The sequence below is a fragment of the Sphingobacterium psychroaquaticum genome (assembly GCF_004421025.1).
In the GTDB taxonomy this organism is placed as follows: Bacteria; Bacteroidota; Bacteroidia; order Sphingobacteriales; family Sphingobacteriaceae; genus Sphingobacterium; species Sphingobacterium psychroaquaticum.
On the sequence record NZ_CP038029.1, the window covers coordinates 103,303 to 117,079 of the forward strand.

The 13,777-nt window shown below is 42.1% G+C and carries 11 protein-coding genes; 3 read left to right on the plus strand and 8 right to left on the minus strand.

Going from position 1 to position 13,777, the window contains the following annotated elements; translation table 11 throughout:
- Positions 1-295: 295 nt before the first annotated feature.
- The 4 genes from E2P86_RS00480 to E2P86_RS00495 all read right to left on the minus strand — a co-directional run bounded on the left by E2P86_RS00480 (position 296) and on the right by E2P86_RS00495 (position 6,355).
- On the minus strand, positions 296-2,083 hold the full coding sequence (locus tag E2P86_RS00480) for an acyl-CoA dehydrogenase family protein (RefSeq protein ID WP_134430016.1): 1,788 nt from the start codon (positions 2,081-2,083) through the stop codon (positions 296-298).
- Between the two features lie 19 nt (positions 2,084-2,102).
- Complete coding sequence (locus E2P86_RS00485; RefSeq protein ID WP_085474024.1) at positions 2,103-3,278, minus strand: acetyl-CoA C-acyltransferase; 1,176 nt, start codon at positions 3,276-3,278, stop codon at positions 2,103-2,105.
- A gap of 94 nt (positions 3,279-3,372) precedes the next feature.
- A complete protein-coding gene (locus E2P86_RS00490) occupies positions 3,373-5,805 on the minus strand; it encodes a 3-hydroxyacyl-CoA dehydrogenase/enoyl-CoA hydratase family protein (protein WP_134430019.1) in 2,433 nt (810 codons plus the stop codon).
- Between the two features lie 103 nt (positions 5,806-5,908).
- Entirely contained in the window at positions 5,909-6,355 is a 447-nt protein-coding gene (locus E2P86_RS00495) for a MarR family winged helix-turn-helix transcriptional regulator (protein WP_085474025.1), read from the minus strand.
- Between the two features lie 265 nt (positions 6,356-6,620).
- Between E2P86_RS00495 and E2P86_RS00500 the strand changes: the two genes are divergently transcribed.
- Positions 6,621-7,583: an isopenicillin N synthase family dioxygenase gene (locus E2P86_RS00500; RefSeq protein ID WP_134430022.1), complete on the plus strand. Its 963-nt coding sequence runs from the start codon at positions 6,621-6,623 to the stop codon at positions 7,581-7,583.
- Between the two features lie 62 nt (positions 7,584-7,645).
- On the opposite strand, the gene E2P86_RS00505 is transcribed toward E2P86_RS00500, so the two are convergent.
- From E2P86_RS00505 to E2P86_RS00515, 3 genes are read right to left on the minus strand one after another with little or no spacing between them, the layout of a single operon-like run.
- Positions 7,646-8,044 carry a hypothetical protein gene (locus E2P86_RS00505; RefSeq protein WP_134430025.1) on the minus strand — a complete coding sequence of 133 codons (399 nt, stop codon included), beginning with the start codon at positions 8,042-8,044 and terminating at the stop codon, positions 7,646-7,648.
- A 51-nt stretch (positions 8,045-8,095) separates the two neighbouring features.
- Positions 8,096-8,860 carry a porin family protein gene (locus E2P86_RS00510; RefSeq protein ID WP_085474029.1) on the minus strand — a complete coding sequence of 255 codons (765 nt, stop codon included), beginning with the start codon at positions 8,858-8,860 and terminating at the stop codon, positions 8,096-8,098.
- Positions 8,857-9,984 carry a PCMD domain-containing protein gene (locus tag E2P86_RS00515; protein ID WP_134430028.1) on the minus strand — a complete coding sequence of 376 codons (1,128 nt, stop codon included), beginning with the start codon at positions 9,982-9,984 and terminating at the stop codon, positions 8,857-8,859. Before E2P86_RS00515 ends, E2P86_RS00510 begins: the two co-directional genes overlap by 4 nt.
- 321 nt (positions 9,985-10,305) lie before the next feature.
- Between E2P86_RS00515 and E2P86_RS00520 the strand changes: the two genes are divergently transcribed.
- The gene (locus tag E2P86_RS00520; RefSeq protein ID WP_085474031.1) at positions 10,306-12,159 is read left to right on the plus strand and encodes a sensor histidine kinase; all 1,854 of its coding nucleotides are present in this window, start codon (positions 10,306-10,308) and stop codon (positions 12,157-12,159) included.
- A 19-nt stretch (positions 12,160-12,178) separates the two neighbouring features.
- The gene (locus E2P86_RS00525) at positions 12,179-12,865 is read left to right on the plus strand and encodes a response regulator transcription factor (protein ID WP_085474032.1); all 687 of its coding nucleotides are present in this window, start codon (positions 12,179-12,181) and stop codon (positions 12,863-12,865) included.
- Between the two features lie 147 nt (positions 12,866-13,012).
- Here E2P86_RS00525 and E2P86_RS00530 read toward each other — a convergent pair whose 3' ends face one another.
- On the minus strand, positions 13,013-13,777 hold the full coding sequence (locus E2P86_RS00530) for an exodeoxyribonuclease III (protein WP_134430031.1): 765 nt from the start codon (positions 13,775-13,777) through the stop codon (positions 13,013-13,015).

Consider the following 13,777-nt stretch of genomic DNA (forward strand, 5'->3'; position numbering starts at 1 on the left):
GGCGTGTCTTTAGCAACACATTCGCATTCGGGAAGTCGAGTAGGTAGAAGAGGTACTAAGCCGTCGTTGTCGAAGTCGGTTTGTTGTTTGGGTGTAGTAAGATGGTTCCATGTTGTATGAATAATTATGTCCGTATTCAAGTTGTCGTTGTCAATGCCTCTTGATAACGAGTGTTTTGCGAAAATATAAATAATATTTATATAACCTATCTTTTTAGTAGACTATTTTTTCAAGAACACAAAAAAGGCTCTCAAAACTAAATTTTGAGAGCCTCATTAAACAAAACTATGTAACCTTAAAAATTGTATTTATTATCGTCGATCATCTTTTTAGCAATACGTTGTCTCGCGTCTTTAACATTAAACGGTTCTGCTTTTGTAAAGCGACGTAAACCAACTAACATCATTTTCAACTCATCGCCTTCACCGAACGAATACAATGCTTCTTTAGCGGCAGCATATACTTTATCTATCGTGCTATACAGATATACTCGAGCCATATCTACCGGGTAGCTTGCTGCATCTGCACCTTGGGTGTGATGAATTTTTTCGGCACGCAGTAATACTGATTCAGCAACGTAGATATAACCTATCACATCTGCAATATTCATTAATATTTCCTCTTCTTTAGATAGAGACATCATAAGTTTCTGTACGGCTGCACCTGCCACAAGAAGTCCCGCTTTTTTTAGGTTGGCCAATATTTTCTTTTCTGCGGCAAAAGGAGTCTCATCTTCTTCCGCAAAGTCAGGAATAGACATCAGCTCATTGGCTACCGCTGTTGCTGGACCCATGAGGTCAAGCTCGCCTTTCATGGCGCGTTTTAAAAGCATGTCTACAACAAGAAGACGGTTGACTTCGTTGGTGCCCTCAAAGATCCGGTTGATTCGTGAATCGCGATAAGCTCTTTCCATTGGAGCTTCTGCTGAATAGCCCATACCACCGTAAATCTGTACGCCTTCATCGACCACATAATCCAACATTTCGGATCCCCATACCTTGATGATGGCACATTCGATCGCAAATTGTTCCACGGATTTAAGCTTTGCATCCGCCTCGCTCATACCGCCAGCGACCAACGATTCAAAGGCATCGTCTATATTTTGTCCAGCCCGATAAGCGGCCGATTCATTGGCATAAAGGCGAGTCGCCATTTCTGCCAGCTTATAACGAATAGCACCAAATTTAGAAATCGGTAGGTTAAACTGAACCCGTTCGTTCGCGTATTTTACAGCTTGTGAAGCCACCATACGAGCCGATCCTATCGTTGCGGCACCCAGTTTAATACGGCCGATATTTAAGATGTTTACAGCGATTTTAAAACCATTCTCACGCGTGGATAGCATATTTTCAACCGGAACCGCACAGTCATTAAAAAAGATCTGGCGGGTAGAAGAACCTTTGATGCCTAGCTTATGCTCCTCTGGATTCATTGTGATTCCTCCAAAGTCTTTCTCTACAATAAATGCAGTTAGGTTTTTATCGTCGTCAATTTTAGCAAATACAATAAAGATATCGGCAAACCCACCATTAGTAATCCACATCTTTTGACCGTTGATCAAGTAATGTGTGCCTTCTGGATTTAGCTTCGCTGCGGTACGTCCCGAGTTTGCATCCGACCCCGCATTTGGCTCCGTTAAACAATAAGCAGCCTTCCACTCGCCGGTAGCGAGCTTGGGGATATATTTGGTTTTTTGCTCGGCATTACCGTAGTACAAAATGGGTAAAGTTCCAATTCCTGTATGTGCTGATAGGGCGACGGCAAAAGAGAAGCCTCCCCCAACAGCTTCTGCAACAAGCATGGAAGTGTTGAAGTTTTTGCCAAAACCACCGTATTCTTCTGGAATAGATACGCCTAGCATACCCAATTCGCCCGCTTTATCCATCAGACTTTGCATCAAACCTTCCTCTTGTGCGTCTATACGATCGAGGTTGTCCAAGACTTCCGCTTCGAGAAAGTCCAGGCAGGTTTGGCGTATCATCTTTGCCTCTTCATCAAACTCTTCAGGAATAAAGATGTCTGTATATGCTGTTTCGCGAATTACAAATTCTCCGCCTTTGATTGTTTTTTTATTTGCTTCCATGTTATTTTCAGTTTATAAATTAATCTAACATTTCGAATATTCCCGCAGCTCCCTGTCCGGTTCCTACGCACATTGTTACCATTCCGTATTTCTCTTTTCGTCGCTGAAGATCATTCAACAATTGAACCGTTAGCTTGGCTCCAGTGCAACCGAGTGGGTGTCCCAAGGCTATAGCGCCACCGTTAATATTTACTTTGGATTCATCCAGGCCGAGTTCTCGAATGACGGCAAGAGATTGGGAAGCAAATGCTTCGTTGAGTTCGATCAAGCTGAGATCTTCCTTTTTTAGATTAGCTTGCTTTAGCGCTTTTGGAATAGCATAGATTGGACCTATGCCCATAATCCTTGGAGGGACACCTGCTGCGGCATAACTGACTAGCCGGGCAATAGGTTTAACGCCAAGTTCTTTAAGTTTGGTCTCTGAAACGACTAATACAAAAGCCGCGCCATCCGATGTTTGTGAAGAATTTCCGGCTGTTACACAGCCATCAGCAGCGAACACAGGGCGTAATTTGGCTAAAGCATCTGTAGTTGTGTCCGCGCGCGGACCCTCATCACGATCTACCGTATACGTCCGTTGTGCGATTTTTCCATCTTTGACGTAGTTCTCGGTAACGGTAATCGGCACGATACCCGCATTTAAATAGCCATTCTTCTGTGCCTCGATTGCTTTTTGGTGTGAGCGTAAGGCAAAGGCGTCCTGATCGGCACGTGAAACATTGTACTCTTTTGCTACAGCTTCAGCGGTAAGGCCCATTCCCCAGTACCAATCTGGATTTTCTTTTGCCACCACGGGGTTTGGTACAATTTTCCATCCCCCGAAAGGCATGCCTGACATAACCTCCACCCCTCCGGCAATAATACAATCGGCCATACCGGCTTTTATTTTAGCAACAGCTGTTGCAATAGTTTCTAGTCCAGATGCACAGTAACGGTTTACAGTTACTCCTGGGACTTTATCTGTATTTAAACCCATCAGAGAAATCAAACGACCTACGTTAAGTCCTTGTTCAGCCTCTGGCATGGCATTTCCGACAATCACGTCGTCTATTTCTTCAACATTAAGATTAGGGACACTCGCCACGAGCTGCTTTATGACGTCAGCGGCTAAATCGTCTGCACGCATAAATCGGAAAGCTCCACGTGGGGCTTTGCCTACTGCTGTGCGATATCCTGCTATGATGTATGCTTCCATGTTTTATTGTTTTTTTAGTTTTAGACACAAAATTTAGCTACGCTGAGCCCTTCGGGATTTGTGTCTCTACAATCTACCCCCTGCCATCTACTCTCTAATTGCGCAATGGTTTTCCCTTCGTGAGCATAAATTGAATTCGCTCTACGGTTTTGCGCTCAGCGCAAAGCTCTAAGAAGGCTTTCCGTTCCATATCAAGTAAGTATTGTTCTGATACTTCTGTTGGTGCAGATAAGTTGCCGCCACACATCACCCATCCTAATTTTTCGGAAATCTTTTTATCGTGGTCAGAGATGTAGTTTCCTGCACGCATAGACGATGCCCCCACATAAACAATACCTAGACCTTGATTACCCAATACTTTAATGTTGTTACGTGGTGCTGGCTGTACATAACCCGCATTCGCAAGTTCAAGTGCTTTTGCCTTAGCATCCGCAAGCAGGCGTTTCCGATTCATTGTAATCGCATATTTACCAGCTTCCAAGTAACCTAGTTCAGCCGCTTCAACAGCTGAAGTTGACACCTTCGCTTGACCTACCGTAAGGAACCGCTCGCGTAAAGTGTTCTGCGTAATCTGGTCCGCTCTAAACTCATCGGAAGCGCGTAATGCAAACTCCTTTGTCCCTCCTCCGCCAGGAATTACACCAACACCGAACTCTACAAGGCCCATATAAGTTTCTGCATGAAGCTGTACAAAATCAGCATGCATGGAGAACTCACAGCCACCACCTAATGTCATCTGGAATGGGGCAACGACAACAGGGATAGAAGAGTAACGGATACGCATGGAAGTATTTTGGAACATACGAACCGACATGTTTAATTCATCATAATCCTGCTCTACTGCCATCATAAAGATCATCCCGATGTTTGCACCGGCGGAGAAGTTCTTGCCTTCATTGGTGATTACCAGCCCCCGGTATTCCTTTTCTGCGAGGTCAATCGCTTTATTTATGCCTTGAATAACATCCCCGCCAATTGTGTTCATCTTCGTATGAAATTCACAATTGATGATGCCGTCGCCCAAGTCAGTAATCGTGACCCCCGTATTTTTCCATATCGTTTTGCTCTCCCGGATATGATCTAATACAATCAGATTTTCTGTGCCTGGGATTGGGAGGTATGATTTTGTTTTGATATCGTAGTAGTTGCGCACGCCGTCGATCACTTTATAAAAGGATTCGACCCCTGCGTCCAGCATCTCTTGTACCCAAGTTGCTACCGTACCTGTTTGTCCGGGAAGGCGCTTTTCTTCGGTTTTTATTTTTTCTATTGTTTCACGTACGCCTAGTGCATCCCACACTTCGAAGGGGCCTATTTCCCAACCAAAACCAGCGCGCATTGCGTCGTCAATTCGATAAAAATCATCGGTTATCTCTGGCACGCGGTGCGACACATATTCAAACAAAGGATAATGCATGGCGCGAAAAAACTGCCCTGCTGTGTCCGTTCCTTTTTCATAAACCTTCATCCGCTTGCGGATATCTTCGACAGGTTTCGTTGCTTCAAGGGTGGCGGATTTGACTTTTGTTTGCTCTTTATATTCAAGCGTCTTTAGGTCTAAGGAAAGAATGGCTGAATTGCCTTGTTCATCCTTGACTTTTTTGTAGAACCCTTGTTTTGATTTCTCTCCAAGCCATTTGTTTTCTACCATTTTTGTCAGATAGGCCGGGAGTTGAAATGCCCCTTTTGCTTCATCATTCGGTGCATTTTGTGTCAGACCGTTAGCGACGTTTACCAGCGTGTCTAGCCCGACAACATCAGCTGTTCGGAATGTTGCCGACTTAGGGTGTCCCATTGCTGGTCCCGTATATTTGTCGACTTCTTCAACCGTTAGGCCCATCTGCTCTACGAGGTGGGCAACCGCTAACATAGAGTATACACCGACACGGTTTCCGATAAATGCAGGCGTGTCTTTACATAGTACGACTGTTTTTCCCAACATTTTGTCACCAAAATGAACCAAAAAGTCAACAACCTCTGGTTTGGTGGCTGGCGTTGGGATTATTTCGAGAAGCTCTAAGTAACGGGGCGGATTGAAAAAGTGTGTGCCGCAGAAATGCGCTTTAAAATCATCCGAACGACCTTCTGTCATCAAGTGAATAGGGATACCCGAGGTGTTGGATGTAATTAAGGTCCCCGGTTTACGGTATTGTTCAACCTGTTCGAAAACAGATTTTTTAATGTCTAAGCGTTCGACAACCACTTCGATAACCCAGTCATATTGAGCAATATCTTTCATGTTATCGTCGAAATTCCCGGTTTTTACGCGCGAAATATAGCTTTTGCTATAAATAGGGGAAGGGTTCGTTTTTAAAGCTGTTTCAAGCGAGCTGTTTACAATGCGGTTGCGTACAGCAGGGTGTTCTAAGGTTAAGCCCTTGGCTTCCTCTGCTGGCAATAGCTCACGCGGAACGATATCTAAAAGTAGCACCTCCATACCGATGTTGGCAAAGTGACAAGCGATCCGAGAGCCCATTACACCCGAGCCAAGGACAGCAACTTTTCTAATATTTCTGTTTGTATGCATACTATTTATCATTTAATCATGCTGGAGACGCGCTGTTTTGGTTTATAACAATATTTCTTTGTTCGAACAGATTGCCTGCCAAGCGATTTATCAATTTATATTATCAAATAGCTTCTTCTACTTTTGGAGCGTATGTTGCTGCTAGCTCGTTGATCCGTTGTAAGGATTTGATGAGCTGAGCTTTTTCTTTTTCTGTTAAATGAGACTCCAGGTGCTCATTGAACTCCCGAACCACATCTTTAGCAATTTTTCGCTTTTCTTTTCCTAATGCTGTAAGGTATACTTTTACCGAACGTTTGTCGGAAGCATTTACCTCGCGATAAATAAAACCTAGTGATTCTAAATTACTTAACACTCTAGATAGGGAAGTTGTTTTGACACCCGTAGAATTAGCGATTTGTGAAACAGAGGTCCCGTCTTTGTGAATGTTTATCAAAATGTAACCTGCCGCCTGGGTGAACCCATATTGACTGGCAATGACATTATACTTATTGGCGACGTTCTGCCAGCTCGTCTTTAAAAAGTAGTCTATAGTATTATCTTGGCTCATAATCTGATTTTAATTTGCTATGCAAGCATAACAAATCTACGAGATTGTATTTTAGAAAACAAGGCTTTTGAATAAAAAAGATAAAATTTGGGCGAAAATAGAACGGCTGTAGAAAGAAGGGAGTATTTTATCGCTTTTTTTAAATGTTGAAAACTTTAATTACTGTATTACTGTTGTTTATATTGGTTTTTTGTGGCATTACAAACATCATTTAGGTTTATGCCATTATTATTCTGTTACCTTTGTATACAAATTTACAAAAACTATGGCATTAGTAAACATTCCGAGATTGGACCTTCTACAATATACAGAAGGTACCGCCGAGCAACGTCACCAATTTGCACAAGATATTGGAAAAGCATTTAACGAGACGGGGTTTGTAACGATCGCTAACCATGGCTTAAGCCAAGATTTAATCGATGAGCTGTATGCCGTAGTAAAGGCTTTTTTTGATCAAGAAGAGGAAACTAAACGAAAGTATGAGTTTCTTGAGCTTGCCGGACAACGCGGCTATACGGCCAAGGGTAGAGAGAAGGCGAAAGATGCTAATACGCCCGATCTGAAGGAGTTTTGGCAGCGCGGTCAAACGATTGTTGGCGAGACGTATAGTAAAGCCGATTTTCCAGATAATCCATTGGTAGAAGAATTACCTCGATTTAATGCAGTAACAGCGGAGGTGTATAAAAAATTGGAGGATGCAGGACGAAACCTGCTTAAAGCTATTGCTACTTATTTGGCATTGGAAGAGGATTATTTTGAACAATATGTAATTAATGGCAACTCGATTTTACGGGCTATTCATTATTTTCCAATAGAAAATCCTGATGCAATTTCACCGGATGCGGTACGCGCTGGGGCCCATGAAGATATTAACTTAATCACGTTACTGATTGGGGCTAGTGCAGATGGTTTAGAAGTGATGACGAAAGAGGGAGATTGGTTTCCAATCAAGGCAAAAGGCGAAGATATTGTCGTTAATGTGGGGGATATGTTGCAGCGATTGACTAATAATAAGTTGAAGTCTACAACGCACCGTGTGGTAAATCCGCCACGTGAATTGATGAAGACCTCTCGTTATTCTGTGCCGTTTTTCTTGCACCCGAAAGCAGCAATGAGCCTGGCGAGTTTGCCTTCTACAGTATCAGAAACGTATCCGAAATTGTATGAAGATTATACTGCTGGACAGTATCTCGATGAACGTTTACGTGAAATTGGTCTTAAGATGTAATTACATCGTAAGCATCTACTTAAAAAGCCGGGGTGTGTTATCGCATTTCGGCTTTTTAGATTCTATTTTATCGGTATTGTTCTTATTTTGATAATACTATTCTTCTGCATGAGGGAATCTCTTCTTCTTTCTGCAAGATCAAGCAATTCTGTTCCTGGCATTCTAACACTACCTTTTCCAGAAAGCGTTTTGATTGGGGTATTAAACTCATAGAGCGTATTAGGTTTTGCAACGGGAATTTCGATCATCGCTTGTTGAGGTGTCGTTTTGTTGCTTGGACTTGCGAAAACTTTATAACGCGTTTTTTCTTCTATTTTATCGCTGCTAGTAACGGAGACTTTCTCCAATGATTTTTTATCGGAATTCGTCTTTTGCGGGGTGTCGCAAGGACTATTTTCTTGTGCTATAACGCCAGCAAGAGCACAGAATGTCCCTAGCGCCGTCAATAAAAAATTTTTCATAATATCTGAGTTTATGGCAGTTAGACTGCCATAAACTTAAAAGGTTTAATATTAAAATTTCACGCCAACACCAACGTTAAGAAAGATGTTATGTAGACCGAAGCTGATACTTTCAAAACCTGTCTTCATAATGTTGTTAAAGCCGTAGTCTAATTGTCCTAAAGCAAAAATACGCTTGGAAATTCCATAACGTGTGCCCGCGCTAAAACCTACATCAATAGGGCGCACACTGTTCTTAAAGTCATAGTCTGCGTTATCAATATCTACTTGGTCTCCAACAGGCGTGCCTTCGCGCATATAGCCATTATAAGCAGATCCAAAGAATTTACGTTTTACCGCAAAGGAGATGTATGGGCCAAGCTCCATCCGCCAACGATGTGATAGCTGATATGTGGCCTGGATTGGGATGCTGATATATAAATTCTGCACATTCGTGGTTATATCACCCGTATAGTATCCCGTGATATTAGCCGTCGGATCTTCATTGGCATTGAACGTTGTTTTATAGCCTTTTACTGTGGCATCGGTGTTCATGCCTTTTCCTTCAAAAACGACTCCTAATGATACGCCCCATTTCGGAGTAATCGGATATTGAGCACCCGCCCCGATGAAGTATGGATTTGCGGGCGAATAGCTTCGGATTTTTCGAATCTCAACCGGCATCGATAGGGGAGCAGCACCACCAACCTTGGAGCCGGCGATTACTTTGAATTCAATTTTAGATAAAATACTGTCTATTGAAGTTGCATGGCCCAAGTTGTAGCATAAAAGAGCTAGAAGGACGATGACGTATGGTTTTATGTTGTTCTTTCTCATTGTTGGGTAATAATCTTTATATCGTCAACGGTCAGTTTGCTGCCTACAGCTCCCAAAAATTGATCGCCATATTTGGAAGAGGACATCACAATGGCAAGGTTGTAATCCATGTTAAATACGAGCCGCTCATTGAAGGCTGCTTTATATTGGAAAGGTACTCGGAAGTGCACAAAGCCTGTTCCTTCTGTCTTGCTTCCATTTTCTAAACGGGCAATAGCTACAATGCTTTTATGTGTTAGAATATCGCCACCATTTAGGTAGGTTCTACCTTTTTCTGTCGCGGCAAGCTCTTCCCGGTTGTACAGGACGGCATATATGTCGCAAGAGTCTGCCATGTTAACCTCTTTCATGTTTTTGTCCGTAACCTTTGGCCCAGGGCTGTATTTATAGTAGCCTTCTAAGGCGAGCGGAATTCTATTGTATGGTAAGCCAAAACGGGTAGCGTTCAGTGGGTCCAATAATGCAGAATTGGTGTTGAATGAACCGATAAACAGATTTCCTGCAGCAATAGGTTTTCCAAACATAGCACCCAGAGCTCCCGTTAACTTCGTCTCTAGTAACGCGGCCGAAGTGCCACTTCTTTTATCTGTTGTTGTGAATGTTGTAGGGTATTGTTCCGGATTGTTAAGCCCTGTTTGACTGATAGCAAATCCACCATTTCCTGATGCCCAGTTGTCGAATGTTTTACCGTTCACAACATCTACAAAAATAGTGTAGTGTTTGGCGGCATCAATGATGTAATTGTCAAATGCAAATTCATTGGGTATCGTGCTCTCCGAAAGCTCAATGACTTGCACCGTGTATTGTTTGTTAAACTGACCATCTTGAGAGGTTACTGTATAGGTGATGGGCGCAGAGAAATCTTGCTCGCTACCTGCTGCAGGGCTGACTTTAGCTCCTTCTGTCGTTTTAAAATCAAATTTGAATTTAGTTACATCATAGATGTTCGGAGAAACATAAAGTACAATGGTGTTGTTTCCAATGATGGGTGTCATGGGGGTTGTGGAAGGATCGATAACCACCTGGGTGATGTCTGCCTCCATATTCTGTGCTTCATCCTTGATACAGCTGCTGAGAAACAGTGCCGTTAGTAGGACTAAAAAAAAGGGTCGTAGTTTTAGCATACGTATTTGTGTTTTATTAGGCCATTAGAATTATGCCTAAATGTTTGTGGTGCGAATATCGCGCCATTTTTTGGATTTTTTGTCTTTTGAATGACAAGAAATTAGGTTTTTTGTTTTGGCTTTTGTGATAAATCCTTTGGGTCAGGGATTTTGTTGTTGTTTATAATTCGTAGGTTAGTGCTTCTTTGTTATAGAAGGCCATTTTTCGGACCGATATAAACGCTCTATATTGAGTTAAATGAAGCTAAGTGTTTATTCTGAGGCTGTTAAAATGTGTTAAAACAAGTTTGTATACAAAGAGCATGGTTATTTTTGTAAAAAATGAAGAAGCGTAGCATAACACTGATCATATGGTTGATGTCCATTGCCCTTTTGGGGGTGATGGCTATGCAATATTATTTTGTACGTGAATCGTACAAGCAAAAGGGGCAGCTGTTCGATGAGGCCGTGAAAGCATCGTTGACTGCAGTGGCAGGCAAAATAGAGAAGCGTGAGATTTTTGAGTTTGCGCAAGAGCAGGAGCGATTGAGCCAGCAGAAATATAAAGCGGATCAAGAAAAGAGACAGCGAAAAGAAGAATTGTTAGCCGATCAGCTAAAGATTCAGGATAAAATTAAAAAACTTCAGATACAACAGTTCGATTACCAACAACAGTATAAGGAGTTTGAAGACAACCTAAAAGGGCAGTATCCAAATGCCATCGCGGTAAATAATGCCTTTTATGAGACCTATATCAAGAGAAAGAGGTACCAGGACCTGATTGATTTCAACGTCGTGGAGAAGTATATTGGAGAGGGGTATTTTGATACCGGTATCGAACTTACTGCGAAGAAGCAGATTCCGTTAATTCCGGCAAAGGATGACAGTACACGATTCATCATCCCGTATGTGCGCAATGGGCAGGTCGTGGCTATCCAAACGGCAACGTTAATGCCGAAGACCAATGCGAAAGTTGCCTTTGAGTTACATGCATTAGAGCAACAGCTTGGATCGTTGAACGAGCGACAGTTTGCGGGAGCGGAAAATCTTTTTGATACCTTAGCAATTATTGGAGGGAAAAGCCGAGATATTTTAAAAGATGTAGAATTTGGAATGGAATTGGCGAAACGCCCATTCCGGGAAAGAATAAATATTGAGTTTCTGAAGAACGAGTTAGAGATAGAACTGGCAAAAAGAGATATTCATGCGCCATTTAATATCGAAGTTCGTGATAACCAGCTTGCGATAATTTACGAAACGGTGCACAGTAAATATCCGAAGAACGATAAACGAAATGCCCGTTATAGCACCAAGCTGTTTGAGAACGATTTGGGGAGCTCACCAGGTTTGTTTTCGGTATATTTCCCCAATAAGTCATCTGTTATCCGGGATACCATGAGTTATCTCATGGTGCCGATGGTTGCGTTATTAGGTTTGTTGATTGGTGCGTTTGCTTATACATTGAGCATTATTTTCCGACAGAAGAAGATATCGGAAATGAAAACCGATTTTATGAATAACATGACGCATGAGTTCAAGACGCCAGTAGCAACTATTATGATTGCAAGTGAGTCATTGCGGGATCCGGAGATTGCTTCGGATGAAAGACGGGTAAACCGGTTGGCGAATATCATTTACGAAGAGAATGTTCGCTTGGGGAATCATATAGAACGGGTGCTTAATATTGCCCGGTTGGAGAAGGAAAACCTGAAAATTGAATCGGTTAATGTGCATGTTAACTCGGTGGTTGAAGGCGTGTTGGATAGTATGAACCTGCAATTGCAAAAGGCGGGTGGTACCTTGCAAACGGAGATGTTGGCAACCGATGACCTCGTGATAGGTGATGAATTGCATCTGTCCAATGTATTTTTTAACTTAGTTGACAACGCTATAAAATACAGTAGTGATAAACCTGAAATTACTGTCAGAACTGAAAATGTGAAGAATAGCATTGTGATAACCGTTGCCGATAAAGGGATGGGTATGACAAAGGACCAGAAAGAAAAGATTTTTGACCAATTTTACCGTATCCCGACAGGGAATGTGCATAATGTGAAAGGATTTGGTTTGGGGCTTAGTTATGTCAACGACATCGTAAAACGATTGAACGGTAAAATACAGGTAAAGAGTGAAAAAGAGAAAGGCACGGTGTTTGAACTTTCTTTTCCGTTGAAAAACGAGAAACTTGATTATTAAACTTACATAGCTTCATTATATGCAAAAGATATTATTAGCTGAAGATGACCCGAATTTAGGCGAACTTTTAAAAGACTATTTAGAGTTAAAAGGAAAGTTCGACGTGACATTATGCCAAGATGGGGAAGAAGCATTGAACGCTTTCCGAAAAGATACGTTTGACCTCTGCATTTTGGATGTTATGATGCCTAAAAAAGATGGATTTACCTTAGGCAAGGATATTCGTAAGGTAGACAAAACTGTTCCTATAATCTATGCGACAGCAAAAGGGATGATGGAGGATAAAACACAGGCCTTCGAGCTTGGAGGAGATGATTATATCACCAAACCTTTTCGCGTAGAGGAGTTGTTACTTCGTATTAATGCGTTGTTGAAGCGATCAGCGAAAGATACCGATGAGCAAGTCGTGGATAAGTTTGAAATAGGTAATTATTTCTTCGATTACACCAGTCAGATTATTTCATATAAAGGTCAGCAGCAAAAGTTGTCTACCAAAGAAGCTGAACTGTTACGGCTGTTGTGTTTGAATAAAAATGATGTCTTGACACGAGAAGAAGCACTGGTTAAGATCTGGCATGATGATAATTATTTTACGGGACGGAGTATGGATGTATTTCTAAGTAAGCTCCGTAAATACCTGAAGGAAGATCCTAGTGTAGAGATTGTAAATGTGCACGGGAAAGGGTATAAGCTTTTGGTAAGTTAAAGAATTTATCTCTATAAAGGAGGTGCTGGCGCGAGCTTGTAGCGCGTGTCCGTTACTAAAAAAACACGAGTTGAAAACTGGCCTACCGCAGGCAAGCTAGCAAGGGCGTTAAGGAATTTATTAGGGGGCAATCGCCCCCTAATTTTATTATTTTATTTCGACAATCGTCGGGCAGTGGTCAGAGTGTACAGCGAGCGGACGAATGCTACTCGCGACGATACGATCCTGAAGCGGTTCCGAAACCATGTTGTAGTCAATCCGCCAGCCTAGATTTTTAGCCCTAGCTCCAGCCCTATAACTCCACCAGGTATACTGATGAGGGTCAGGGTTTAAGTGTCGAAAAGAATCTATAAAACCAGAATTGATAAAATTTTCCATCCATTCACGCTCAGCTGGCAAGAAACCAGAACTGTTCGCATTAGATTTGGGGTTATGGATGTCAATCGGTCGATGACAAATATTATAATCTCCCGAGACCACCAAATTTGGTTTTTCTAAACGAAGCTTTTCACTGTAGACCTGGAAATCATCTAAAAACTGATATTTGAAATCTTGACGTACATCACCTGTCGTTCCTGAAGGAAAATAAGCACTGATAACCGAGATATCATCGAAATCAGCCCGTATTATCCGTCCTTCAAAATCATAGTCTTCATGGCCGCAGCCATATTCGATATGCTTTGGGGTGATTTTGGTAAAAATCGCCGTTCCGCTATACCCTTTCTTTTGGGCAGGATACCAGTAATGTTCGTAGCCCATCTCTTCGAGTAGCGTTATTTCAGGAACTTGATCGGGGGTTGCTTTGATCTCTTGGAGGCAAACTACATCTGGGTTTTCTTCTTTTAGCCAACCTAGCCAATCTTTCTTTAGTGCCGCACGTATGCCATTCACGTTGTACGATACAATCTTCAT